The sequence below is a fragment of the Dongia sp. genome (genome assembly GCF_041910485.1).
GTDB lineage: Bacteria > Pseudomonadota > Alphaproteobacteria > Dongiales > Dongiaceae > Dongia.
Genome location: NZ_JAYRQR010000027.1, coordinates 1 through 24,427, shown reverse-complemented (window position 1 = coordinate 24,427; position 24,427 = coordinate 1). Strand labels below are relative to the sequence as shown.

Below are 24,427 nucleotides of genomic sequence, written 5' to 3'. Positions count from 1 at the left end.
GATCAGAGCTCCCGCTCGAAAAAGACCAGCCAGTCGGCCAGGACCGGCGGTATGGCGTAATAGGGCGCGATGCGCCGGAAACCGAGGCTTTCATAGAGGCCGATCGCCTCGGCCTGGTGATGGCTGGTGTCGAGGCGCATGGCCCGGTAACCGATACGCACGGCTTCCGCGAGGGCCCGTTCGGCGAGCGACCGACCGATGCTGAGACCGCGATAGGCGTCGGCCACGAACATGCGCTTCATTTCGGCGATGCCGACGCCGAGGTTGTGCAAGGCAACGCAGCCGGCCGGTTGGCCACGATGATAGGCGAGCAGCAGCATGCCGTGCGGCGCCGCGTATTTGCCAGGCAAACCGGCTAGTTCCCCTTCAAAGGCGGCCGCATCGAAATAGCGGTTGATAAGCGCTATGTCGGCGGCATGCCGCTGCTTGTGCCAAGCGACGAAGCTGCGCATGAGGTCGCGCACATGGTCAAGTTCAGTACCGGTTGTCGCCCGGACAATGTCGAGCGTCATGGGTAGGCTCCTTACTGGTGCAGATGTGGAGCCTGGAAATTAGGTCCGGACCCCCTTATGCCGCATCGGGAGGATTCCCCATTTTTGCGGCGGCAACTACTCCAGCATCTGTACTGACGAGCCCCAGCCGGGCGGCAAGGGCCGCCGCTTCGCCGCGCGACCGGACGTCAAGCTTCCCAAGAATGGCGGAAACATGATGGTCGACCGTCTTTTCCGAAACGAACAGGCGGCCGGCGATTTCAGCGTTGCGCCTGCCTTCGGCAAGATGGGCGAGCACGCCGAGCTCGCGCGTGGTAAGGCCGAAGGGATTCTGCCGATGGCGTGCCTGAGCACCGCGCTTCACAGCGCGCGCACCGCCGGCACGCAGTTTCCGGCGCAACATGCCGGCAAGGGGTGCTGCGCCAAGTTCATCGGCAAGGTTGAGGGCCGTGCGCAGATCATCTTCATTGTCGCTGTCGACGAGGGCAGCTGCCTGCAGATAAATGCACCCACGCGCAGCCCAACCTTCCGCCGCCGCAGCCGACCTGCCAAGCATCTGCTCCAGAAAAAGGCCAGCGCTGCTGGAACAATCCTCGCATTCCGGATCGAGCCGGCGGCGCCACATGGCCAGGGCGCCATTCATCCAGGGTTCCGGTTGTGCGATCGCCAATTGCCAGGTTTCCGCCAGTTCATCCGCCATGTCGGGAAGGCGTCCCTGCAGCCAGGCCGATTCGGCGCGCGCCAGGGTCACGAATCCGATGCGCTGCATTTCGCCGGTCGGCAGCGCCATCTGCCGCGCATCTTCCAGATATTCATCCGCACCGGCCTCGCCACGACGGGCGCGCAGGAGGCCCAGAACGGTGAGCGCCGGTATCTTGCTGATCGGTGCCGTCAGCGGGTGACGGACCACCGCCTCGGCATCCTCGGCCGCCAAATCCCACTGCCCGCGCTCCAAATTCATGATCGCGCGGACCGTCTTCATGTAACGACCCCAGGCATCGAGATCAAAACTCTCGCAGAAGGGAATGCCCTGGGCGAGATAGTCGTCGACCGCATCAAACCGATAGATGCGCATGGTTGTCGTGGCGAGATTGGTATAGGCGCGTGCCGCCTGTTCCTTGTAGCCGAGATCGAGCGCTATCTGCAGGCTGCGTTCGAGATCGGCCCGCCCGCCTTCATCCAGCATCGTGAGCCGCGCCGTGCCGACATTGTTGAGGGCATGGCTGAGAATTTCCATCTCGCCCAGCATCTCCGCCAGAGCGATCGCCTTGGCACCCCATTCCAACGCCAGCGCTGTGCGATTGGACAGCATGTAGAGCTGCGCGCAATTGCTGCAGGCCATGGCGAGTTCGGGTCCCGGCGGCAAGGCGTTCAGGCAGGCAATCGCCTGCTTGGCGAATTCCTCGGAATCATCCTTGCGGCCATTGAACCAGGAGAGGCGCGAGAGCCAGCGCAGATTGTCGCCTTCCCGCAGCTTGTCGCCGATCTCGCACCACAGCGCCAAGGCGTGCCGACGGGACGCCACCGCTTCCTCGATCCGGTCCACCACATAGCATTCATAGGAAAAACGTTCGTAGAGGCGCGCACGTTGATCCGGTGGCAGGGAACCGGCATGGCGCAAGGCGCTTTCATAATGCGCTGCCGCCTCGCGGTGCGCATTGAGTGCGGCCGCCTGTTCGGCGGCAACCGGCGCATAGCGCAGGACCGATGCCGAATCGTTCGATTGGTCGGCATGATAGACCAGGCGCGCCAAGGGCACTGCCTCGCCGAAGCGCTGCTGCAGCGCATAGAGGATGCAGGCGTGCAGATCCTGCCGACGCGGAACGGTGAGATGCGCCTCGACCACGCGGCGGGCGAGTTCATGGCGGAAGGCAACGGCACCATCGGCATCGATCACCATGCCGGCAGCAAGGCACTCAGCGATGGCATCAGCCTGGTCGCCCACGGTCCGTTCGAGCAACCAGCGCTCAGTCCGCCCCGGCACCACCGCCACCAGATCGGCAATGCCACGCGCCTCGGGCGAGAGGCGCTGCAGCCGGGCGATGACGGCATCGCGCACCGTTGCCGGTGCGGAACCCTGCGGAACCGCCAGAGCCTCAGTCACGAAAAAGGGGTTGCCGCAGGTGACGCGGTAAAGATCCGCTGCCGGCCGGCCGGCAGCGGCCGCGAGCCAGGTGACGGCACCCTCGCTCAAGGGCTCCAATTCCAGCCGGCGGAGATTTGCCGCGGGCAATTCGCCGATGACACCACGCAGCAGATGCGTCTTGCCGATTTCATCCGCGCGGTAGCTGAGGATGAGAAGAAGCTTCATCTGCCGAAGGCGCCGGCCCAGGAACTTCACCAGATCGAGTGTCGCCTCATCGGCCCAATGCGCATCCTCGATGATGAGGACGGTCGGACCGCCGAGTTGCATCAGTTGATCGATGGTGAGGTTGAAGACGATCTCGCGCCGATCGGCATGCAGGATGGCCGGCGCGAAGCTGCCACCGATCTGGCGCGCGATGTCATAGAGCGGCGCCAGCGGATGCGGTGTGAAGAGAGATTCGCAGCCACCCCAAAGAAATCTGGCGGCGGTCCGCTGGACCCGGCCGCCGACGCGTTCGGCATGAAGTTCGGCGTCCCGGGCGAAATGCTGCAACAGGCTGGTCTTGCCGATCCCGGCCTCACCGGAGAGAAGCACGATGCGGCCCGCACCGTTGGCGGCTTCCGCCGCCCACTGATGAAGCAACGCGAGTTGTTGGTCACGCTCAAGCAGAGTCATGATTGACGGCAATCCGAGTCTATTTCGCTCTTCCCGAGAAGGGCCTCGCGGTAGCACGCAGATTTCACACCATGCAAGCGACGCCAAGTCCTGAAACTGGATCAACCTTTTCTTGTGCAACGCATTATGATGCAGACTTGCCACAGATGCGAGAGAACGCGGAAAGGCCAGGATTTAACCGATAGGGAAAAACTTGCATCGATGTGTATCTCCGGGCGCGTTACAAGCAGAGATTGTTGATAGTTTGACCCAGAAGTTCGCCGACTATGATGCTGCGGCGCGATGACAGTTTGGTCCTGCGCCACCCCGGCGCGAGAAAGGCTCTGATCGATGGCAAAAATCCTCGGCGGTATCGGCGAGGCGTTGGCGGACCGGAACTTTCGCATTTTCTCGGTCGGGTCGATCACCTCCTGGATCACCTATTTCGTCCAGAACGTGGCCTTTTCCTGGACGGCCTGGGAGATCACGCACTCGACGGCCTGGCTCGCCGGCATCTATCTGCTGACCACCATCGCCACCATCATCTTCCTGCCCTTGGGCGGTGTGTTCGCCGATCGGCATGACCGGTTCCGGTTGGTGCAGGTTGCCTATGCCTGCGATTGCCTGAAAGCGCTGGCGCTCGCGATCCTCGCCTTCACCGACCATCTCGGCCTCGTGGCATTGTGCATCTGCGCCATCCTGCATGGGATCATCCACAGCTTCAGCGTGCCGGCATCCTATGGAATGCTGCCCCGCTTCGTGGCGCGAGAGCGGCTGGCATCGGCCATCGCCGTCAATGCCGCCTATTCCCAATTCGCCATCTTCGCTGGTCCCGCCCTTGCCGGATGGATCCTGGTGCATTGGGGTGCCGCCACCGCCTTCGCCGTCAATGTCGCCGGCTACCTCGTCTATTTCGCGGCGTCCGCGCGCCTGCGCACGCCGGCGGATTACCGGCAGGCACGCACAATCCGCCGCCCGATCACGCAGGAGGTCATGGCAGGTGGGCGCTACATCTTCGGTCATGCGGGGCTGACCGCCTTCATGGCGCTCATCCTCGTCGGCGACGCCATATCGGCGGCGACCTACCAGATGATGCCCGCCTATGCCGATCTTGAGCTTGGCAAAGGTGTGGGCGCGGTCTCGCTTCTCTACGGGGCCGCCGGCATCGGTGCCACGATGGCGGCGATCTGGCTGGCCCAGGGCGGTGCCGCGCGCGCAACGCCGCAGCGCGTACTGTGGGCCTTCCTGGGCTTTGCCATCGCCATCTATCTGATGGCCGGTTCGCCCTTCCTCTATCTCTCGGTCGCGGCGATGCTGCTCTATGGCTTTTCGGGTGAGACGCGCCGCACGGTCACGGTCTCGATCATGCAATCCTCGGTCGAGGATGCCCAGCGCGGCCGCGTGATGGCGACTCAGCATCTGCTGACACAGATCGCCGGCGGGATCGGCACGCTGGGCGTCGGCCTCGCCGCGCACCAACTCGGCCTGCGCCTGCCGCTCGCCTGCGCCGCGATCCTCCTCACCCTCGTCTGGCTCGCCATCTTCGCCCGGCGCGGCCGCATCGCCGCCGCCTTTGCAGACCGGCGCGCGGCGGAAATCTCGACAGCGACGACGGTTGCCAAATAAGAGCGCCCCTGCCAGTATGCGCGCGATGATTGTTCACGATTTACCCCAGCAACCGTAGGCAGCATTCATGGTCGCGCGCGTTCGTACCGTAGCATTCGAGGGCGTCGACGTGCGCCCAGTGGATGCGCAGGTGCAGGTTTCGGGCGGCATGCCGGCCTTTACAATATCGGGGCCAATTACAACTCTGGAGAACTGAATGCCGCAACTACAGCGTTCTGTTGCCGCTCTACGTATTGGTGGGGATGGATTAGTGCCCGAAGAAATATCAAAGATGATGGGTAGTGCTCCGTCGCGGGCACATCGCGAGGGCGAAAAATTTGGCGGATCCGATGGCCTTCGGAATGAGCGTAAGAGCGGTCAATGGAGCCTTGAAGCAACCGATCGCGAACCAGAAAACTTTGACCGGCAGATTAATGAGATCCTGAGCAAGCTGACGGATGACCTAGCCGTTTGGGCCAGAGTCCGAGCAAGCTACGAGGTAGATCTGTTCTGCGGTTGGTTCATGGGTAGCAGCGATGAAGGAATCGATGTTTCGCCCGAAAACTTGAAGGCGCTTGGTGATCGCGGCATCAAGCTGTCAATCTGCATGTATGCTCCTTCAAAAGGCTAAGCCATGGTTGCACGCGTTCGCACTGTTGCTTTCGAAGGCGTCGAGGTGCGGGCCGTCGATGCGCAGGTGCAGGTCTCGGGTGGCATGCCGGCCTTCACGCTGGTGGGCCTGCCCGACAAGGCGGTGGGTGAGAGCCGGGAGCGGGTGCGGGCGGCATTGACGGCGATTGGTCTGGCGCTGCCGCCCAAGCGGATCACGGTCAATCTGGCGCCGGCGGATCTCCTGAAGGAAGGGTCGCATTTCGATTTGCCCATCGCACTGGGGCTCCTCGCGGCGATGGGCGTCATTGAGGCCTCGTCGCTCGATAGCTTCGTCGTGCTGGGAGAACTTGGGCTCGACGGATCGGTGGCGGCCGTAGCGGGCGTGCTGCCCGCAGCGCTCCATGCGGCATCAAGCGATCTCGGGCTCATTTGCCCGGAGGCACAGGGCGGCGAAGCGGCCTGGGCGGGCGAGGTCAATGTGGTGGCGCCCGGCAACCTGCTGTCGCTCATCCACCATTTGAAAGGCCAGCAGGTGCTGCGGGCGCCTGAGCCGAAGATTGCCGAGGATACGGGCTCGATGCTCGACCTCAAGGATATCAAGGGCCAGGAGAGCGCCAAGCGCGCGCTGGAGATTGCGGCGGCGGGTGGACACAATCTGCTGATGATCGGCCCGCCGGGGTCGGGCAAGTCGATGCTGGCGCAGCGCTTGCCCGGTCTGTTGCCGCCGCTCTCGCCGGCCGAGGCGCTGGAAGTCACCATGATCCACAGCCTGGCCGGCAGTCTCGCTGAGGGGAAGCTGCTGCGCCGGCGGCCCTTTCGCGATCCGCATCATTCGGCCTCGCTCCCCTCGCTGGTCGGCGGTGGCCTCCGCGCGCGGCCGGGCGAAATCAGCCTCGCGCATCTTGGCGTCCTCTTCCTCGACGAGTTGCCGGAATTCCAGCGCGCGACCCTTGAGGCCCTGCGCCAGCCGATGGAGACGGGCCGCGTTTCCATTGCGCGCGCCAACGCCCATGTCACCTATCCGGCACGGGTCCAAGTGGTGGCGGCGATGAACCCCTGCCGCTGCGGGCATCTGGGCGATCCGCAACTGGGCTGCGGCAAGGCGCCGAAATGCGGGCAGGATTACCAGTCGCGCATCTCCGGCCCCCTCTTCGACCGCATCGACCTTCATGTCGATGTGCCGGCGGTTTCCGCCGCCGATCTCTCGCTGCCGCCGCCCGCGGAGGGGAGCGCCGAGGTGGCGGCACGGGTGGGAGCCGCGCGTGCCCGGCAGACTGCGCGCTATGCCGCGCACGGCATCCGCACCAATGCGGAAGCCGATGGCGAATTGCTGGAAAACCTCGCCGCCCCGGATGCGGAAGGGCGCCGCATCCTTACCCAATCGGTGGAGAAATTCCGCCTGTCGGCGCGCGGCTATCACCGCGTGCTGCGCGTCGCCCGGACGCTGGCCGATCTCGCCGGCGCTGATGACGTGCGCGCGATCCACATTGCCGAGGCGCTGGGGTATCGACGGATCGCACCGAGCCGGGCGGCCTGAGCAATAGCAAGACCGTCCACTCGGTCAGCGCTAAAGCTGCCTCAACCTATCTTCACAGCGACAATGCGACGTGTCCGTGGATCAAGTTCGATGTTGAGTCGGTCCAAGAGGTAATCGTCGGTGACCGGATCGCCGGTTTGATAGACACGAAGTGTCATGCCGATATAGTCGGGGCCCTCACCCGAACCGCTCCATCCTGGCAGCAAAATTCTTCTCGCATCAGCCGCGATCGTCAATGTGTTGCTATCACCGAATCGCGCTTCCATTTTGTTTTCTAGGGCGTGAATTCTTACGCCCACAAGAGGGTGGTCCTTGCCCCAATAATCTTCTGGGCCCCTCGACAAGCGGCCTTGCGCCTCGATGGGTCGGAACACCTGAATTTGGTTGCCACTGGGTGGTGTCGCAACGAAGTCGAAGTCCTGAATGCCATCGCTCGGCGGGGCGATATAGATCCAAGGCTCAAGCCGGGGCTCGTGCCAACCGGCCGAAGCAACGCGGCCTTTGGCGATGATGTTGATTGTCGGGGGGTTCGACTTTTGCAGTTCCAGTTGGACTTCCGTGACATCATGTATCCGCGACATCATTCCCTCCTCCGAAGCTACAACTTAAGGAGGATAGTATTTCATTTATACAAGTAAGAGGAGTCTCTTTTAGTTAACAACACTCTGAGAGGTCTGTAAGCCCAGTCAAACCCTCCCCGATTTCTCAAAGGACAAGCTATCGCGCGGTTTGCGCCGCCTTTTCCGCAACCTTCGGCATGAAGCGGTCCCAGCGCACGATGGCGCGGTCATGGGTACCTTCGCCGATGAGATCAACCTCGTCGCGGGCGCTCACCTGCCAGCTGGCGCGCTTGCCGTCGGCTTTGCTGCAGGTGACGGTCACCGTCACCACCATGCCCGGCGGTGTGGCGGCGAGATGGCTGACATTGATGCCGATACCGAGGCTGCCCTCGCCGTCATCCAGATGCGGTTTCAGCGCATCGATGCAGGCCCATTCCATGAGTCCCACCATGAAACCGGTGGCGAATACCGCCGGCATCGACTGGAAATCGGGCGATTCCGGATAGAGGTTGGGAACGGTCTTGGCGTCAGTGACGCGGAACGTGAAGGTGTGAACGTCGCCGACCTTGAGCGTATCCTTCATGCGCCACCTCGCCTTTCACAGCGCTACTTCGGGTCCACCAGGGGAATGTGCGGCGCCGCATGGCGCGGCAGCACACCGGTCAAGCGCGGGTCATCCTGCACCTCGACCATGAAGGCGTAGGGAACGAACCCCGCCTTCTGATAGAAGCCCAGCGCATTGGGGTGATCGAAGGTGCAGGTATGCACCCAGAGGCGGCGGATCGGCACCTGGTCTGGGCGCCGATTCCAGGCGAGATGGATGCCGCGATCAATGAGATAGCGCCCGGCACCCGTGCCGATTGCTTCCGGCACCACGCCGAAGAAGGAAAGCTCGCACTGACCTTCTTCGCGGAAATCGAGTTCGAGGAGGCCCGCGACGCGGTCGCCATCCATCAGGCGATAGAGATCGACATCGCGGCTGCCCAGAATCGCCTGCAGCTTCTCGTCCGCCATGATGAGGCGCGAATACCACAGCCAATCGGCCCCGACGCGGCGGAAGAGATCGCGAAAGGCGGCAAGATCGGCCTGCCACGGCACCAGACTGAACCGATCATCGCCCGGCCGGGCGGGTCGCGGCGCGGGTGGTGCCATCATCTCAAGGCAAGTCACCACGTTGGCGATCTGGCCGGGCTTCAGGGGCGAATAGCCGAGGGGAAGAACGGGATTGTCCATGGTCGATCGTTCGATGTTGAAACCGGCACCATCTCTAGCGAGCGGCGGCGCAAAAGAAAAGCGCCCGGCAGTCGAGGCCGCCGGGCGCCGGTCACCGCATGAAATGATTGGCTTCTATTTGACGATCGTTACCGGTGCCGAGGCGTGGCTGACGACAGCGGTCGCGACGGAACCCAGGAACAGGCGGGCCAGCTCGTTTGTGGTGTTGGTGCCCATAACGATATGGTCGATCTTGTTCCTGTCGGCATAAGAGACGATGGCATCGGCAACCGCGCTGCCGCTCGCCACGACACAATCGTAATTCTCGAACTTCGCGGCCTTGGCCGATTTCACGGCCGATGCGAGCTGCTTGTCGGACTGGGCGGCCGCGGCGTTCATCGATTCCGCGTCCCAGTAATGTGTGCGCCGCGCGCGGGTCGGCACGATATTGACGGTGAGAAAGGTGAGCTTTGCTCCGGTCGCCTGAGCCAGTTCGACCGCGCAGTTGGCGACGTGGCCCGTGATTTTGGAGCCATCGACCGCACACAATATTCTTTTTATGGCCATGATGCGTTTCCTCCGTTGTCGGTGGGCGCACTGCCCTACCCACGTGGCATCATGCGCCCCCAGTCGGCGCGAATGCTTGACTCAAATCAACCTCGGGAATGTCGATATTGGAGCGAAACAGAACGGCCGCGGGACGAAATCGCCCGCGGCCGCTTGGTCTTAAGTACGCGTCGAACCCGGCTTACGACGCGGCCAGGTTCCTCAGCACGTAGGGCAGGACGCCGCCGTGGCGGTAGTATTCGACTTCCTCGGCGGTATCGATGCGGCAGGTGACGATGATCTCCTCGACCTTGCCGTTGGAACGCGTGATCTTCACCGGCACGTCCATGCGCGGCTTGATGTTGCCATTCTTGCCGGCACCGGCGAGGCCGGTGATGTCGAAGATTTCGGACCCGTCGAGATTGAGGCTTTTCCGGGTCATATCGCCCTTGAACATCAGCGGCAGGACGCCCATACCGACGAGGTTGGAGCGATGGATGCGCTCGAAGCTTTCCACCAGCACCGCCTTGATGCCGAGGAGCAGCGTGCCCTTGGCTGCCCAGTCGCGGCTGGAGCCGGTGCCATATTCCTTGCCGCCGATGACGACCAGCGGGGTCTTCGCCTTCTGGTACTTCATGGCCGCGTCATAGATCGACATGCCTTCGCCCGACGGCATGAAGCGGGTGACGCCACCTTCGGTTCCCGGCGCCATCTCGTTCTTCAGGCGGATGTTGGCGAAGGTGCCACGCATCATCACCTCGTGATGACCGCGGCGCGCGCCGTAGGAGTTGAAATCCTTGGGCTCGACGCCGTTGGCGATGAGGTACTGACCCGCCGGGCCGTCCTTTTTGATGGAGCCGGCCGGGCTGATATGGTCGGTCGTGATCGAATCGCCGAGGATGGCCAGGGGACGCGCACCCTTGATGTCGCTGATGGTGCCCGCTTCCTTGCTCATACCCTGGAAGTAGGGCGGATTGGCGACATAGGTCGAGACCTTGGGCCAGGCATAGGTGAGGCCCTTGGGCGCCTTCACCTTGCGCCAATTGGCATCGCCCTTGAAGACGTCGGCGTAGCGCTTCTTGAAATCGCCGAGCTTCACGGCCTTGGCGACCGTGTCGGAGACTTCCTTGTTGCTGGGCCAGATGTCCTTCAGATAGACGGGCTTGCCCTTCTTGCCGTAGCCGATCGGATCCTTGGTGATGTCAATCTTCATGCTGCCGGCCAGCGCATAGACCACGCACAACATCGGCGAGGCGAGATAGTTCGCCTTGCAATGCGGATTGACGCGGCCTTCGAAGTTGCGGTTGCCGGACAGCACGGCGGCCGCCACCAGATCGCCCTTGGTGATCGCATCGGCGATCGGATCCGGCAGCGGGCCGGAATTGCCGATGCAGGTGGTGCAGCCATAGCCCACCAGGTTGAAACCCAATTTGTCGAGGAACTTGTTGAGGCCGGCATTCTTCAAATAGTCGGTGACGACCTGCGAACCCGGCGCCAGGCTGGTCTTGACCCAGGGCTTCACATTGAGGCCGAGTTCGACCGCCTTCTTCGCCACGAGACCCGCGCCCAGCATGACCGACGGGTTCGAGGTGTTGGTGCAGGAGGTGATGGCGGCGATGACGACGGCGCCGTCCTCGATCTCCCAATCGACACCCTTGACGCCGACGGCGCTCTCATTCCCCTTGCGGGCGAAGACATCGACCAGGTTCTTCTTGAAGCTGTCCGCCACCGTGGTCAGCGGCACGCGGTCCTGCGGGCGCTTCGGTCCGGCAAGGCTCGGTTCGACGGTTGAGATATCGAGCGACAGCGTATCGGTGAAGACCGGGTCGGGGCTCTTCTTGTCGCGCCACATGCCTTGCGCCTTGGCGTATTTCTCGACCAGCGCGATGCGGTCGGCCTTGCGGCCGGTCGACTTCAGATAGCGGATCGTCTCGGCATCCACAGGGAAGAAACCGCAGGTCGCGCCGTATTCCGGCGCCATGTTGGCGATCGTGGCACGGTCCGGAAGTGCGAGGTCATCGAGACCGGGCCCATAGAATTCGACGAATTTGTTGACGACACCCTTCTTGCGCAGCATCTGCGTCACGGTCAGCACGAGGTCGGTCGCCGTGGTGCCTTCCTTCAGCTTGCCGGTCAGCTTGAAGCCGATCACTTCCGGGATAACCATCGAGATGGGCTGACCCAGCATGGCCGCCTCGGCCTCGATGCCGCCCACGCCCCAGCCCAGCACCGCCAGACCGTTCACCATCGTGGTGTGGCTGTCGGTACCGACCAGCGTGTCGGGATAGGCAAGCGTCTTGGCCGCGACCTTCTTGCCCTTCACGGTCTGGGCCGGTTCCTTCATCGTCCAGACGACCTGGGCGAGATTCTCGGTGTTCACCTGATGGCAGATGCCGGTTCCCGGCGGGACGACGCGGAAATTGTCGAAGGCGGTCGAACCCCAGCGCAGAAACTCGTAGCGCTCGCCGTTGCGCTCATATTCAAGCTCGACATTTTTCTTGAAGGCACCGGGACCGGCGAAGAAATCGACCATCACCGAATGGTCGATGACGAGATCGACGGGCGAGAGCGGGTTGATCTTCTTCGGATCGCCGCCCAGAGCCTTCATCGCGTCGCGCATGGCGGCGAGGTCGACCACGGCGGGAACACCGGTGAAATCCTGCATCAGCACGCGCGCCGGGCGATAGGCGATCTCGCGGTCCGAGCGCTTGTCCTTCAGCCACTTCTTGACGGCCTGCACGTCCTTGACCGTGACGCTGCTGCCATCTTCGTAGCGCAGCAAGTTCTCGAGCAGCACCTTCATCGAATTGGGCAGGCGCGAGAGGTCGCCCAGGGTCTTCTCGGCCGCTTTCAGGCTGAAATAGTCATAAGATTTCGACCCGACCTTCAAAGTCTTCCGGGTCTTGAGGCTGTTCAGTTGAGGCACGGAACCACTCCCACGTTGCGGCGCAGTACGGGCAACCTGCTTCCTGGAGCAGCGACATGCGCTCTTTGGCTGCGTCACGCGGCTGGCATTGGGGGCCGACCGCCCAGGCTAGCAGGACTTAAAACCTATTTTCCAATCCCCACCCCGGGACCGGGCGCGAGAACAAGTCGAGTCGAATATCCGGCAATTTACCATGAAGGCGACGAGCCAGCGAGGGGCAAAGCCCGGCAAACTCCCGGCAATTCCAGGGAAATATTGCCTAGACCAGCCGCGCGGCACGCACTCGGACACGGACCCACATAATCCTTGCACAGAGAGGGTTTACGGCAAGCCGGGCAATTTGGTCACTATGGGATTCGGCAGGCTAGCCCAACATTAGGTTGGCCTTGAGGAATATCCGATACAGCGTCGGGACAAGCCGCACGACCGATCGGCCCAAGGCCAATTCCTTATTCTTGCCACATTCCGGTCCTAAACGGGACACAGGGCGCATGAAGACTGATGTTCAGGACGGAAGGCCATCCCCCTTTTCGTCCTATTGCGACCCGGCGAGTGGTCGGCCCATTCGCCCGGATGCCCCTCGAAGGGTTCCTTCCAACGCGGTGCCCGCGCGCCGCAAGGCGGAACCCAGGCCGAGAACCGCGCCAGTCCCTACCCCCGAATGGCGCGGTGTGAAGGGCAGGCTGCCGCGCGCCATCCCCATCCCCCGGCGCGCGGCGCCGCCTTCAATCGAAGGCAGCGACGAGCGCCTCTTTCCTGAAAAGGACCCGGGCGCGGCGCCGCCTTCAATCGAAGGCAGCGACCAACACCGCTGCCGAAGAGTTTCAGCGCAGCATCCCGGATGCTGCGCCGCTAGATGATCGAAGTTCGCAACCGCGTTACTACAGCCGCGCGCCATTGGCAGCGCGGCTATTTTTTTTGCGCGGCCATGGATTGCGGGCATCGGATTGTGGGGGCATTATCCGCGCCATGTTTCTGCGTAGCGATCCACCCATTCCCAATTGGCCGGGCCTTGCCGGACGGGACATTTCCTGGGCCCGGGCCGACGGCATCGTTACTGAACCGGTTCGGCGCATCTTCGCTTGGTGGAGTGAACACGCCACCGATGGTCCGCCGGCGCGCGAAATCTTCGACATTACGGCCTTCGGCGACATAGCCGAGCATCTCTACATCATCGCCGGCATAGAAGGCGGATTTGAACTGCGCCTGGCCGGGGAAGAATATATCCGCCTCTTCCACATCAAGCGTGGCTGGATTTGGCGCCATGACGCGACCGACCCGGTGATGCGCGATTCTGCAGCTCTCCTCACCTTTGTCGCCCAAGCGAAACGTCCGCTGCGCACAGTGGGGCGGCTGGAACTCATCGAACGGCATTGGGTCGAACTTGAGGCCATAGTCTGTCCGCTGGCACCCACGCCATCCGGCCAGGCGAAATTTCTTGGATGCGCCGCTGCCCTGCCACAAGTGTAGGCTGCCACAAGTGCAGGCCGGGAAGCGTCAGGCGTTGACTAGCATTGCGGCGCTGCCACCTTTCCTGATTTGTCGTCTTTGATGGATACGCCATGAACCGCATCACCCTGGCACTGGCGACGTTGCTGGCGATGCTGGCTTTTGCCGCCAATTCGCTGTTGTGCCGCTTGGCGCTGGGCGCAGGCAGCATCGATGCGGCGAGCTTCGGCAGCTGGCGGATGGTCTCCGGAGCGGCAACCTTGGCGGTGCTGCTCTCTCTGAAGCAAAGGCGATGGCCGCTCAATGTCGTGGCGTTTCGACGCCAGCTTCCCAACGCGCTCATGCTGTTCCTCTATATGGCGGGCTTTTCCTTCGCCTATCTCAGCCTTGCCGCCGGCACCGGCGCCCTGATCCTGTTCGGATCAGTGCAGCTCACGATGTTCGTCGTCGCATTGCGCAGCGGGGAACATTTCCCGCCCCTCTCCTGGATAGGCTGGGTGATGGCGACCGGCGGCCTCCTCTACCTCATCATGCCGGGTCTTCAGGCTCCTGACCCGATCGGCGCCGTTCTCATGGCGATCGCAGGCATTGCCTGGGGCATCTATTCGCTGCTCGGGCGCAAGTCGCAGGATCCGCTGGCGGCAACGGCGATGAACTTCATTCTGGGCATCCCGCTGATGCTGCTGGTTATCCTGGCCCAATTCATGATTGCCCCGGAAGACCTGCATGCGAGCGCCCGTGGCGTGGCGTTGGCTATTGCATCCGGTGCCGTGGCATCCGGTTGCGGCTATGTCATCTGGTACGCCGTTCTGCCGCATCATCCGGCGACCCGCTCTGCCGCCGTGCAGCTTTCCGTGCCGGCGCTTGCCGCTTTGGGTGGTGTGCTGCTGCTGGGGGAAGAGCTGACTGTGCGCTTGGCTCTGGCGGCGGTGCTGACCCTGGGTGGCGTCGGGCTTGTCCTTGTGCAACGCGCCGCCCGCAATCGCTAGGCACGGCTATTCGGCGGCGCTGCGCTTTTCCTTGTCGGTGCAAAGCGGCAGCCGCAAAGTCACCACCGTTCCCTCATGCAGTTCGCTGTCGAGATGGAAAGTGCCTCCCGACAGATCGGTCAGCGACTTGACGATGGGCAGACCCAGGCCCGTGCCCGATTGCCGCCGCTGCAAGGCGCCATCCACCTGCACGAAGGGTTTCAGGACCTCGGGTATGTCCTCTTTGGCGATGCCGATGCCGGTATCTTTGACGATGATCTCGGCCTGGACCGCATCGAAACGGCGGGCAATCAACTCGACCGTTCCGTCCTTGGGCGTGAATTTCACCGCGTTGGAAACAAGATTGGTGACGATCTGCTTGGTGACGCGCAAATCGGCGAAAAGCGGCGGCAAGTCGGGATCGATTTCGGCCGTCAGGATGACGCCGCCATTCTTGGCCCGCTCGCGCATCAGGATCATGGCGGAATCGAACACATCGGCGATCTGGATCGGTTCCGGATGCAGTTCCATCTTGCCGGCCTCGATCTTGGAAAGATCGAGAATATCGTTGATGAGAGAGAGCAGCATATTGCCGCTGTCGAAGATGTTCTTCGCATAGTCGCGGTATTTCGGCGTGCCGAGCGCGCCGAACAATTCCATCTTCATCACTTCCGAGAAACCCAGGATGGCATTCAAGGGTGTCCGCAATTCGTGACTGACATTGGCGAGGAATTCGGATTTCGCCCGATTGGCAAGTTCCGCTTGGTTCTTGGCATCGCGCAATCCTTCCTCAGCACGGATACGCTGGGTGACGTCGTTCATGATGCCGACGAATTGCAGGATGCGGCCACTCTCATCGGTGATTGGGCTGATCGCCAGTTCGTTCCAGAAGGTGCGGCCGTCCTTGCGGTAGTTGCGCAAGGTCACGGTAATCGGCCGGTGCTGGGCCAAGGCGCGGCGCAGTCGTTCCAGTGCTTCCGGGTCGGTATCGCGGCCTTGCAGCAGGCGGCAATTGCGGCCGATCATTTCTTCCGGCTTGAAACCCGTCATGCGGGTGAAGGCCGCATTGACGAAAGTGACCGGATGGTCGGGTTGTGTCGCGTCGCAGATCACGATGCCGCTGGAAACGGCGCCGACAACCGTCGCCAGCACTTCATTGCGCTGGGCGAGTTCGGTGAGGCGCAGTTCGCGCCCTTTGATCGCCGTCACATCCGTCATCAGGCGCAAGGTACCGCCTTCGGCCGTGCGCGATTCGATCACCAGCAGCGTACGCTCGTCCGGCCCCGGCACCTCGATGCGCCAGGGAAGCTGGCGGTGACGCGCCAGATGCTCGGCGATCGCCGCTTCCGGGTCAGCGACATTCGTCTCGACCCGGCTTTGGCCGCGCAGGATCGACGCGCGCACCAATTCGCCATAGGTGACACCGATCACCAGCAAATCGGAAATTGATGCGTTGAGACGGCGATAGGTGCTGTTGCAGGCAACCAGCCGGTCGGCATTGTCGAAGACGGCGACACCTTCCGGAAGATCGGCGATGGTGCGGCTGATGAGCGGGGCGGCCTTCAGTTCGGGTTCGTCTTCGGCTGCCTGTTGCTGCTGTGGCGGCACAGCCTCGGCGAGAAGCCGGCCCATAGCGAGAAGTGCCGGCCCAAAAAGAAGCGTTGCGAGCGCATTGAGCAGCATCGCCGTGGGCGCCGCCGCAACGAGTGCCGGCAGAGTGAGAAGTCCCGGCAGATAACCCAGCACGGCGAAGTTGCGCTCAACCTTCAAGGAAGGCCAGCGTCCCATGGCGGGCGGCAGCAGCGCCGCAACGGCAAGGGCGAGCGCTGCCGGTACTGCACCGCCGAGCCCCAGGATCGGCAAGCAGAGGATGGCAGCGGCGATGGCACTGATCCGGCCCAGCAACGGATCGAGCTTGAGAGCTGCCAGGAGCGGCACCATGAATGGGCCTGCGAGGAAAGCAACGTCGCGCCAGTGCGGCCAGTCGAACCAGCCCGTCGTCGGGCCGAGTTCAACTCCCGCGCGAATCAGCCCGAGGCCGCTCATGACGATCACGCCGAGGGCAAGACCGGCACCTGCGCGCCCCAGGCGGCCAAACCCGCGCCAGCCGAGAAGTCCCAGAAAGCGAAAGGCAGCCACAAGGCTCAACGCGAGGGCGAGAGAGCCAAGGCCCAAGGTCGGGGCCGAATTGAGGAAGATGAGGGTGCCGTCGATCACTGTTCGGGGGTCTTTCCGGGATCAACTCATGGTCACCAAAGTTGGTCGGAGCTTATACCCGGCTCTGTATATTCGGGCAATCCTAACAATATCAAGCATTTGAGGCAATTTTTCAGCGTCGAGGTTTTCCCTCATTTTTCGCTGTTGGAAAATCTCTTCCATTCGGCGGCACAGGCCTTGGCGGCCGCCTTTGCCATGAAAAGTAGCCGCCCCGAGTCGCGCTCCCAACTTTTGCGACCGGCCCAATTCATCAGCTCATCAATGGTGGCGCTGTCGCGCCAGCCGCTGGCCCGGAGCTGCGCCCAAGCGACGAGATCGCCCATCGCGCCGATGGCTTCTTCGCGCCGATCGGCGTCGCCGGCCAGTTGCACCAATTCGAGCTTGTCCTGATCCGGCTGCAATTCACGGAAGGTGTAGGCAGCGTGCCCAATCGACAATTCGGTGAGAAAGGCCGGCGCTGCGGCTTGCAGGCGATATTCAACCCGCACCACGCGCAGGGCCTCGCTGGCAAAGCGCGGCTGGCGGTGCCCAGCCTTGGCCAGCGCCTTGACGAGGGGCGAGCCCGGTTGGGATTTGAGATCGATCAGCGATTGCCCGTCCTTGCCGCCATTTCCCTTGATGAGGACGACATAGCGGGGTCGTCCCAATGCCCCCAACCCCGCCACGCGTTGTGCCACATCGAGCACTTCGAAGAACTCCGGATGGGCGCGGCGCTTGGCAAACTGCTTCAGCGCGGCACGCACCTTCTTTTCCTCATCCGCTTCCAGGCGCATTGCCTTGCCCGTGTCGAAGCGAAGCTGACGCCGGCCGCCCTTGACGGTGGTCCGCTTGGCAAGAAGGTCCGCCTGGCTGCGACGCTCGAGATCCTGCAGCAAATCCCCGATGGCACCTCGTGCCGTGCGCCTTTCCAGCCAGCGCGGCTTGCCGTCGCGCAAGGCCGCCTGATAGCGGGCAAGGCCGTGGGCGGCGAGCTCCACCGCGTCGCCCCTGCCGATGCCGAGCTCAGGTGCTGAGAGGATGATGCTGGTGAGAAATCGCAGCAGGTCGATGACGGCCGGACCACGGCAGGCGTCATCGAAATCACCGATATCGAAATAGGTGAGGCGATTGTCCCCGCGATAGGTGCCGAAATTCTCGAGATGCAGGTCGCCGTTGAGCCACACATTCGGCGCCTTCAAGCGCAGCACCGGCTTCAGCCACTGCCGATAAAATTCCTCGCCGGTGCCCCGATACCAGGCAAAGGCCGATTGGCGCATCTTGCGCTGCTTGAGGTCGAGGAGTCGTTGATGGATTTCCTGGCGCGTCATCTGAGGAATATGACGGCGCACCGCGAGCCGGTCCAGCCCGGCCTGCAGTCTTCGCCGGATTTGGCAGAAAATGCTTGTTCAATGTCATTGCTGCCACGGAAACGGTTCCGCACAATGACGGCCTTACCGTCTCCGGGCAAAGAGCCGGTTCGGGATATAGGAAGGCGGAGGACCATGCGCAGAACAGGCAAGCGGCGGCGCATCGCCATGTTCATTTATCCAGATGCGCACCTTCTCGACATATCCGGTCCGATGTCGCTTTTTGCTGCCACGAACGAATTCCTGCAGCAGCCGGCCTATGAAGTGGCATTGCTGGCTGCGAAGCCGGGTCCGGTCCGGACATCTGCCGGCATCGACCTTGTCGCGACCGGCCGCATCGGTCCGGTACGCCGCGATATCGACACATTGCTGGTGGCTGGCGGCAAGGGCGTTGATGCACAGCTCGACGATCCCCGCGTCCTGGCGTGGCTGCGCCGCCAAGCCCCCTCATGCCGGCGCGTCGCCTCGGTCTGCAGCGGTGCCCTGCTGCTGGCCAAGGCCGGGCTTCTCGACGGTCGGCGCGCGGCCACGCATTGGGTCCGCTGCGAGCAGATGGAAGCCCGTTTTCCCAAGGTAAAAGTCGAGCGCGACCCCATCTTCGTGCGCGACGGCAAATATTTCTCTTCGGCCGGAGTGAGCGCCGGCATGGATCTGGCGCTCGCCCTGATCGAGGCGGATCTGGGTCCCGAAATGGCGGCGGCGCTGGCCCGTGAGTTTGTCCTCTACATGCGCCGCAGCGGTGGCCAGGCCCAATTCAGCCCCGCCCTGCGCGCGCAGGACACAGCCCCCGGCCCGATTGCCCGAATCCAGCAATGGATCCTCGCCCATCTCGAAACCAAGCTCGGCGTCGAGCAACTGGCACGCGAGGCCGGCATGAGCCCGCGCAATTTCGCGCGCCGCTTCCAGGAGGAAACCGGCATGACGCCGGCAGCCTTCGTCGCGGCGGCCCGTGTCGATGCGGCGCGGGCAGCCTTGACCGATGGCCACCAACACATCGACGAAGTGGCGCGCCGCTTCGGCTTCGGTTCGGCCGAGCGGCTGCGGCGCACCTTCCGCCGACATCTATCCGTAACACCCAGCCGCTTCCGGCAGAATTTTCAAACAACGGGGATTGCCTGATGACCCAAAATGTTTGCCTGCTGCTCTTTCCCGATGTCGAGGTATTGGACTTCGCAGGGCCATTTGAAGTCTTTTCGGTGGCCGGCGAGGTTCGCAGCCCAAAGCCATTCAATGTTATGACGGTTGCTGCCCATGATGCGTCGATTGCTGCCGTCGGCGGTCTTAAAGTGGAACCGCTTTGCAATCTGGAAAACGCGCCACAAGCCGATATCCTGCTCATTCCGGGTGGCAAGGGAAGCCGACGCCTGCTCCATGATCAGCGCGTACTGGATTGGGTGGCCCGCCAAGCAGCCAAGGCCGAGATCGTCGCCAGCATCTGCACCGGCGCCTTGATCCTGGGAAAGCTGGGGCTTCTCGACGGTCTCAAGGCCACCACGCATCAATGCGCCATCGAAGAGCTGCGTCAGATCAGCGGCCGCATCGATATCCGGCCACAGGCACGATTCATCGACAATGGTCGCATTCTCACTTCGGGCGGGATCAGCGCCGGAATCGACATGTCGCTTTATCTGCTGGAGCGGCTGACGGATGCAGCCCTCGTCGCCGATGTCGTGACTGAGATGGAGTATGACTGGCGCATGCGGGCGGCCGGTTAAGGCCGCCCGCCGCTCCCCTTCCCCAACCGGTGGCGGGGCTTTGCCTAGATGGCGCGCACCTGCGCGATGAACTGGCCGACCTCGGCATTCAGCACATGTGATTGCTGGCCAAGCTCGGTTGCGGCACCCAGCACCGCACCGGCCGCCTTGCCGGTTTCATCGGCGGCCTGCGTCACGCTGACGATATTGCCGGACACTTCGCTGGTGCCTTGGCTCGCCTGCTGGACATTGCGCGCGATCTCGTTTGTCGCCGCCGATTGCTGCTCGACGGCGGTCGCGATGGTGTTGGAAATCTGGCTGATCTCCTGAATGACGGTCGCAATGCCTTGGATGGCGGTCACCGATTCGTCCGTCGCTTTCTGGATCTCGCCAACTTTGGCGCTGATCTCTTCGGTCGCACGCGCCGTCTGTGAGGCGAGGTTCTTCACTTCCGACGCCACCACCGCAAAGCCCTTGCCGGCGTCCCCGGCACGGGCCGCCTCGATCGTCGCATTGAGCGCGAGGAGATTGGTTTGCGCGGCGATTTCACTGATGAGGCTGACGACATCGCCGATCGCCTGGGCCGAGGTCGCCAGGCCCTGCACCTGGCTGTTGGTGTGTGCGGCCTGGGCCACCGCCTTTTCCGCAATGCTGGTCGATTGATTGACCTGGCGACCGATTTCGCTGATCGAAGACGTGAGCTCCTCGGTCGCCGCCGCAACGGTCTGGACGTTGGCCGTCGCCTGCTCGGCGGCGGCTGCGACAATGCCGGATTGCTGGTTCGTCTCGGCGGCCGTCGCGGTCATCGACTGCGCCGATTGCTGCAGATGGCTCGATGCGCTGGACAGCGAGGAGACCAGATTGCCGACCTTGCCTTCGAAGGCAGCGATGAGGTCGTCGAGCGCCCGGCTGCGGGCAAGCTTGCTCTCGGCATCGCGTTTGACGGCTTCGTCCGCGGCGCGTTGTGCTGCCAGCGCATCCTTGAAGACAACCACGGTCCGCGCCATGTCGCCGATCTCGTCCCGGTTGGCAAGCGCCGGGATATCGATATCGAGATTTCCCCCGGCGAGATCGCGCATGGTGTCGGTCATCGAGCGGACAGGCAGCGAGATCGACCGGCCGATGAGCAGCGCCGCGACGATGCCGATGCCAAGGGCCACGGCCGCGATGATCAGCATCAACTGCAGCGCGCGCTCGACTTTCACATTGGTATCGGTCGCGACCTGATCCATCGTGGCGCGCTGCGATTGGGTGATTTCGTTTGCCAGCTCACCGATGCGCTTGGCCTCTTCGACCATCTTCTCGTTGATGAGGGCATTGAGCGTGACGGCAAGGTCCTTGAGCTCGCTGAGGCTCATCGAATATTTCTGCATCGTCTGCGCGGCTTCCTGCGCCATGCGCCGATGCTGCTGGACTTTGAGCTTGCCCTGCAGGGCTGCGATGCTGGAAGAGAAGATCAGGACCGAACGCGCCGACTGTTCGATAAAAGTCGGATCGCCGGTCGAAACGTACCGCTCGGCAGCCATACGGGCATTGAGGAGTTTTTCCTCCGCCTGGCCGGCATAGGCCGATACTTCGAAATCGCTTTCGGAAATGCCGCCCGCCAGGATGTCGGCCATGTTCTTGCTGGCCTTCTGCCCCAGTTCGGCGAGCTCACTGTCGCGCAGCCAGTCGCGATCCGACTTCATCTTGACCGCTTCTTCAAGGTCGGCGGCATAGGTGTCGAGCAGGCCCAGGATCTCGTCATACTTGCCCTGGTCCGCTGCTGCCGCAGCAGCGCGTTGGGCGCTCAGGCCCTCCTTGATCGCGGGCAGCAGGCGGCGCGCCTCGGCGAGCGAATCCTCCGACCCGTCGCGGATGAAATCCATCACGTGTCGGCGCAGCGAAACCACGTCGCGATCGGCCTGCTGGGTGGCGATCGCCCCACCCGCCATGCGATTGAAGTCGCCGAAACTCGATTTGGCGCCGGTCAGCGCGAAATAACTGAAGCCCAGCACCGCCACCAGTACGATCAGGACGATGGCGAAACCAAAGGTGATGCGGCTGCCGATCCGGAGGCGAGCCAGGGTGGTCTGAAGCATATGGAGAAGCCTCACTTATGGCCGTTTCTTGGGGAGCCGGCCAAGCGTTCGGCCGGATTTTTCTATGCAAATGTTATGGGGTATTTTTTCCCGGGAATTCTAAAGAAGACGTTAGCGGCTTCGCCTTCTTCTACATTTCCGTGTAACGGAATGCTCACGACAGCATAAGCGGAAGGAATGACGGGGCGGGATGCGGGGAAACTTCTCCGCATCCCGCCCAAGCAAGGCAACGTCAGATCGCGCGCACTTCCGCGATAAACTTGCTGACCGCCGCGTTGAGAACGTTCGATTGCTGGCCGAGATCGGTCGCAGCCCCCAGGACCTGGCCCGCAGCCCGGCCGGTTTCGCCGGCAGCGGCGGTGACGCCCTGGATATTGCCGGTCACTTCGGTCGTGCCGTGGCTGGCCTGCTGGACATTGCGGGCGATCTCGTTGGTGGCCGCCGCCTGCTCCTCGACGGCAGCCGCAATCGCCGTCGAGATGCTGCTGATCTCCTCGATGACCTTGCTGATTTCCTGAATGGCGCCCACCGAATTGTCGGTCGCCGTCTGGATCTCGCCGATCTTGCTGCCGATCTCCTCTGTGGCCTTGGCGGTCTGCGAGGCGAGGTTTTTCACCTCGGACGCTACCACGGCAAAGCCTTTGCCCGCCTCACCCGCCCGGGCCGCTTCGATGGTGGCATTGAGAGCAAGGAGGTTAGTCTGGCTCGCAATATCGTTGATAAGCCGCACCACGTCGCCGATCGCCTGAGCAGCGGTCGCAAGACCCTGGACCTGCGTGTTGGTCTGAGCCGCCTGCGTCACCGCTTTTTGGGCAATGCTGGTCGACTGATTGACCTGGCGACCGATCTCGCTGATCGAGGAGGTCAGTTCCTCCGTCGCGGCAGCCACGGTCTGCACGTTAGCGGTCGTCTGTTCAGCAGCAGCAGCGACGGCGCTCGATTGCGCGTTGGTCTGGTCGGCCGTTGTCGACATCGACTTGGCCGAACTCTGCAGTTCGCCGGCAGCGCTGGAGAGCGCCCCCACCAATTCGCCCACCTGACCCTCGAAACTGCGGATGAGATCGTCGAGTCGCTGCGCGCGTTCGAGCTTCGCCGCGGCATCCGCCTTGGCTGCCGCATCGGCCGCACGTTGCGCTACCAGCGCATCCTTGAAGACGACGACCGTTCGTGCCATGTCGCCGATCTCGTCGCGGTTCTCTTGGGCCGGAATGTCGATCTCCAGATTGCCCTGGGCCAACTCACCCATCGTGTCCGTCATGCCGCGTACCGGCCGGGCGATGCTGCGACCGATGATCCAGCCGGCAAAGGCACCAATACCGAGCGCCGCAATGGCGACGATGATCATGATCGTGATAGCACTGCTGATGGTCGAGAGCGTCAGCGACTTTACTTCAGTCATGCTCTTCATCTGCGATTCAAGCACCGCGCTCGACACTTCGGCAAAGCGCTTCGCTTGGTCGTTCATCGACTTGTCCAGCGCATCCAGCTTCGTCGCCATGTCGGCGAGCGTCACGAGATTGGCGCCGTAATCCTTCATCGTCTTCGCGACGTCGAGGGCGCGCGCCCGATAGACCATATTGACCAGTTTCCCTTGCAGGGTCGTCACATCCATGCCGAAGAGCGAGACATATTTCTGCGCCGCCTCAATGAGTTTGGGGTCACCGGTCGCGGTATAGCGCGCCGCAGAGATGCGTGCGGTCAGCATCTTTTCCATCGCCTGACCCGCATAGGCGGCGCCGACAAAATCCTCACTGTTGAGTGCTGCTTCAAGAAGATCCGACATGACCTTGCCGGCGGATGCGCCGAGGGCAGACATCTGTTCGTTCTGCACCTTATCTCGCTCGCCTTTCAGCGCGATGACCTTGCCAAAATCGGCAGCATAAGCGTCGACCAGTTGATTCATCTCGACGAACATCGCCTTGCGTTCGGCCGATTTGGTCGACTCGATACGGTCGGCAATGTCTTTCTTGAGCGCGGCAATGAGGACATTGGCCCGATCCAGCGACTCAGGCTTTCCCTCCTTCAGGAAGGACAGCACGTTGCGACGCAGACCAACCACATTGCGGTCGATGCGCTGCACCGTCATCGCATTCTCGGAGATGCGCACATACTCTTCGAGATTCGTGCGGATGCCCTGCAACGATATGAAGCCGAAGAGGACCGACCCGGCCAGCAGCAGCAGGATGAATCCGAAGCCGAACTGAATGCGGGTACCGATACGGAGGCGCGCGAGAAGCGATTGAAGCATGAAGAGCCCCACCTTTGCGATTTTCTCGCCCGGCGCGCTGCTCGTGGCACCCCAGGCATTGATTGCTGTCAGGCAGGCATTTTTTCCAGGAAAGTCTAAAAAAGACGTTACCTGATCGCTCAGATCTCTACATTATTGTGTGGGCTGGCCGCGTTCTACAACCTAAATTCTGCTATAGGTTAATAGCCGCGCTGC

General features: G+C 62.6%; 18 protein-coding genes. 7 read left to right on the top strand and 11 right to left on the bottom strand.

Annotated features, from left to right (window positions below):
* Positions 1–2: 2 nt before the first annotated feature.
* Both ACE3PP_RS08510 and ACE3PP_RS08505 read right to left on the bottom strand, forming a co-directional pair.
* Positions 3–512, bottom strand: a complete 510-nt coding sequence (locus ACE3PP_RS08510) for a GNAT family N-acetyltransferase (RefSeq protein ID WP_374380524.1) — start codon at positions 510–512, stop codon at positions 3–5.
* A 55-nt stretch (positions 513–567) separates the two neighbouring features.
* Positions 568–3,252, bottom strand: coding sequence for an AAA family ATPase (locus tag ACE3PP_RS08505; protein ID WP_374380521.1), 2,685 nt, complete (start codon positions 3,250–3,252; stop codon positions 568–570).
* A 330-nt stretch (positions 3,253–3,582) separates the two neighbouring features.
* On the opposite strand from ACE3PP_RS08505, the gene ACE3PP_RS08500 reads away from it, so the two are divergent.
* The 3 genes from ACE3PP_RS08500 to ACE3PP_RS08490 all read left to right on the top strand — a co-directional run bounded on the left by ACE3PP_RS08500 (position 3,583) and on the right by ACE3PP_RS08490 (position 6,985).
* The gene (locus ACE3PP_RS08500; protein ID WP_374380518.1) at positions 3,583–4,857 is read left to right on the top strand and encodes an MFS transporter; all 1,275 of its coding nucleotides are present in this window, start codon (positions 3,583–3,585) and stop codon (positions 4,855–4,857) included.
* Positions 4,858–5,053: 196 nt separating this feature from the next.
* Positions 5,054–5,467, top strand: a complete 414-nt coding sequence (locus ACE3PP_RS08495) for a DUF4279 domain-containing protein (RefSeq protein WP_374380515.1) — start codon at positions 5,054–5,056, stop codon at positions 5,465–5,467.
* Between the two features lie 3 nt (positions 5,468–5,470).
* On the top strand, positions 5,471–6,985 hold the full coding sequence (locus ACE3PP_RS08490; protein WP_374380512.1) for a YifB family Mg chelatase-like AAA ATPase: 1,515 nt from the start codon (positions 5,471–5,473) through the stop codon (positions 6,983–6,985).
* Between the two features lie 41 nt (positions 6,986–7,026).
* On the opposite strand, the gene ACE3PP_RS08485 is transcribed toward ACE3PP_RS08490, so the two are convergent.
* The 5 genes from ACE3PP_RS08485 to acnA form a co-directional block, all read right to left on the bottom strand.
* Positions 7,027–7,569, bottom strand: coding sequence for a hypothetical protein (locus ACE3PP_RS08485; protein WP_374380509.1), 543 nt, complete (start codon positions 7,567–7,569; stop codon positions 7,027–7,029).
* 133 nt (positions 7,570–7,702) lie between these two features.
* Positions 7,703–8,128: a thioesterase family protein gene (locus tag ACE3PP_RS08480; RefSeq protein ID WP_374380506.1), complete on the bottom strand. Its 426-nt coding sequence runs from the start codon at positions 8,126–8,128 to the stop codon at positions 7,703–7,705.
* Positions 8,129–8,151: 23 nt separating this feature from the next.
* The gene (locus ACE3PP_RS08475) at positions 8,152–8,778 is read right to left on the bottom strand and encodes a GNAT family N-acetyltransferase (protein ID WP_374380503.1); all 627 of its coding nucleotides are present in this window, start codon (positions 8,776–8,778) and stop codon (positions 8,152–8,154) included.
* Positions 8,779–8,892: 114 nt separating this feature from the next.
* Complete coding sequence (locus ACE3PP_RS08470; protein WP_374380501.1) at positions 8,893–9,324, bottom strand: universal stress protein; 432 nt, start codon at positions 9,322–9,324, stop codon at positions 8,893–8,895.
* A gap of 181 nt (positions 9,325–9,505) precedes the next feature.
* Positions 9,506–12,229 carry an aconitate hydratase AcnA gene (gene acnA, locus ACE3PP_RS08465; RefSeq protein ID WP_374380498.1) on the bottom strand — a complete coding sequence of 908 codons (2,724 nt, stop codon included), beginning with the start codon at positions 12,227–12,229 and terminating at the stop codon, positions 9,506–9,508.
* Between the two features lie 969 nt (positions 12,230–13,198).
* On the opposite strand from acnA, the gene ACE3PP_RS08460 reads away from it, so the two are divergent.
* A complete protein-coding gene (locus tag ACE3PP_RS08460; protein ID WP_374380495.1) occupies positions 13,199–13,699 on the top strand; it encodes a hypothetical protein in 501 nt (166 codons plus the stop codon).
* A 92-nt stretch (positions 13,700–13,791) separates the two neighbouring features.
* Positions 13,792–14,667, top strand: a complete 876-nt coding sequence (locus ACE3PP_RS08455) for a DMT family transporter (protein WP_374380492.1) — start codon at positions 13,792–13,794, stop codon at positions 14,665–14,667.
* A 6-nt stretch (positions 14,668–14,673) separates the two neighbouring features.
* On the opposite strand, the gene ACE3PP_RS08450 is transcribed toward ACE3PP_RS08455, so the two are convergent.
* The gene (locus ACE3PP_RS08450) at positions 14,674–16,863 is read right to left on the bottom strand and encodes a PAS domain-containing protein (RefSeq protein ID WP_374380489.1); all 2,190 of its coding nucleotides are present in this window, start codon (positions 16,861–16,863) and stop codon (positions 14,674–14,676) included.
* A 131-nt stretch (positions 16,864–16,994) separates the two neighbouring features.
* Positions 16,995–18,170, bottom strand: coding sequence for a DUF2252 family protein (locus ACE3PP_RS08445; protein WP_374380487.1), 1,176 nt, complete (start codon positions 18,168–18,170; stop codon positions 16,995–16,997).
* A 174-nt stretch (positions 18,171–18,344) separates the two neighbouring features.
* Between ACE3PP_RS08445 and ACE3PP_RS08440 the strand changes: the two genes are divergently transcribed.
* Both ACE3PP_RS08440 and ACE3PP_RS08435 read left to right on the top strand, forming a co-directional pair.
* Positions 18,345–19,328 carry a GlxA family transcriptional regulator gene (locus tag ACE3PP_RS08440; RefSeq protein WP_374380484.1) on the top strand — a complete coding sequence of 328 codons (984 nt, stop codon included), beginning with the start codon at positions 18,345–18,347 and terminating at the stop codon, positions 19,326–19,328.
* Positions 19,328–19,924, top strand: a complete 597-nt coding sequence (locus ACE3PP_RS08435) for a DJ-1/PfpI family protein (protein WP_374380482.1) — start codon at positions 19,328–19,330, stop codon at positions 19,922–19,924. Before ACE3PP_RS08440 ends, ACE3PP_RS08435 begins: the two co-directional genes overlap by 1 nt.
* Before the next feature lie 44 nt (positions 19,925–19,968).
* Here ACE3PP_RS08435 and ACE3PP_RS08430 read toward each other — a convergent pair whose 3' ends face one another.
* Positions 19,969–21,984, bottom strand: coding sequence for a methyl-accepting chemotaxis protein (locus tag ACE3PP_RS08430; protein ID WP_374380480.1), 2,016 nt, complete (start codon positions 21,982–21,984; stop codon positions 19,969–19,971).
* Positions 21,985–22,216: 232 nt separating this feature from the next.
* On the bottom strand, positions 22,217–24,232 hold the full coding sequence (locus ACE3PP_RS08425; protein WP_374380477.1) for a methyl-accepting chemotaxis protein: 2,016 nt from the start codon (positions 24,230–24,232) through the stop codon (positions 22,217–22,219).
* Between the last annotated feature and the right edge of the window lie 195 nt (positions 24,233–24,427).

Bases quoted from the DNA above. Each gene is read 5' to 3' on its own strand.
- ACE3PP_RS08480 (WP_374380506.1), bottom strand. From the start codon at position 8,128: ATGAAGGATACGCTCAAGGTCGGCGACGTTCACACCTTCACGTTCCGC.
- ACE3PP_RS08445 (WP_374380487.1), bottom strand. From the start codon at position 18,170: ATGACGCGCCAGGAAATCCATCAACGACTCCTCGACCTCAAGCAGCGC.
- ACE3PP_RS08455 (WP_374380492.1), top strand. From the start codon at position 13,792: ATGAACCGCATCACCCTGGCACTGGCGACGTTGCTGGCGATGCTGGCT.
- ACE3PP_RS08460 (WP_374380495.1), top strand. From the start codon at position 13,199: ATGTTTCTGCGTAGCGATCCACCCATTCCCAATTGGCCGGGCCTTGCC.
- ACE3PP_RS08435 (WP_374380482.1), top strand. From the start codon at position 19,328: ATGACCCAAAATGTTTGCCTGCTGCTCTTTCCCGATGTCGAGGTATTG.
- ACE3PP_RS08440 (WP_374380484.1), top strand. From the start codon at position 18,345: ATGCGCAGAACAGGCAAGCGGCGGCGCATCGCCATGTTCATTTATCCA.
- ACE3PP_RS08495 (WP_374380515.1), top strand. From the start codon at position 5,054: ATGCCGCAACTACAGCGTTCTGTTGCCGCTCTACGTATTGGTGGGGAT.
- ACE3PP_RS08485 (WP_374380509.1), bottom strand. From the start codon at position 7,569: ATGATGTCGCGGATACATGATGTCACGGAAGTCCAACTGGAACTGCAA.
- ACE3PP_RS08425 (WP_374380477.1), bottom strand. From the start codon at position 24,232: ATGCTTCAATCGCTTCTCGCGCGCCTCCGTATCGGTACCCGCATTCAG.
- ACE3PP_RS08470 (WP_374380501.1), bottom strand. From the start codon at position 9,324: ATGGCCATAAAAAGAATATTGTGTGCGGTCGATGGCTCCAAAATCACG.
- ACE3PP_RS08510 (WP_374380524.1), bottom strand. From the start codon at position 512: ATGACGCTCGACATTGTCCGGGCGACAACCGGTACTGAACTTGACCAT.
- ACE3PP_RS08430 (WP_374380480.1), bottom strand. From the start codon at position 21,984: ATGCTTCAGACCACCCTGGCTCGCCTCCGGATCGGCAGCCGCATCACC.
- ACE3PP_RS08475 (WP_374380503.1), bottom strand. From the start codon at position 8,778: ATGGACAATCCCGTTCTTCCCCTCGGCTATTCGCCCCTGAAGCCCGGC.
- ACE3PP_RS08505 (WP_374380521.1), bottom strand. From the start codon at position 3,252: ATGACTCTGCTTGAGCGTGACCAACAACTCGCGTTGCTTCATCAGTGG.
- ACE3PP_RS08500 (WP_374380518.1), top strand. From the start codon at position 3,583: ATGGCAAAAATCCTCGGCGGTATCGGCGAGGCGTTGGCGGACCGGAAC.
- ACE3PP_RS08490 (WP_374380512.1), top strand. From the start codon at position 5,471: ATGGTTGCACGCGTTCGCACTGTTGCTTTCGAAGGCGTCGAGGTGCGG.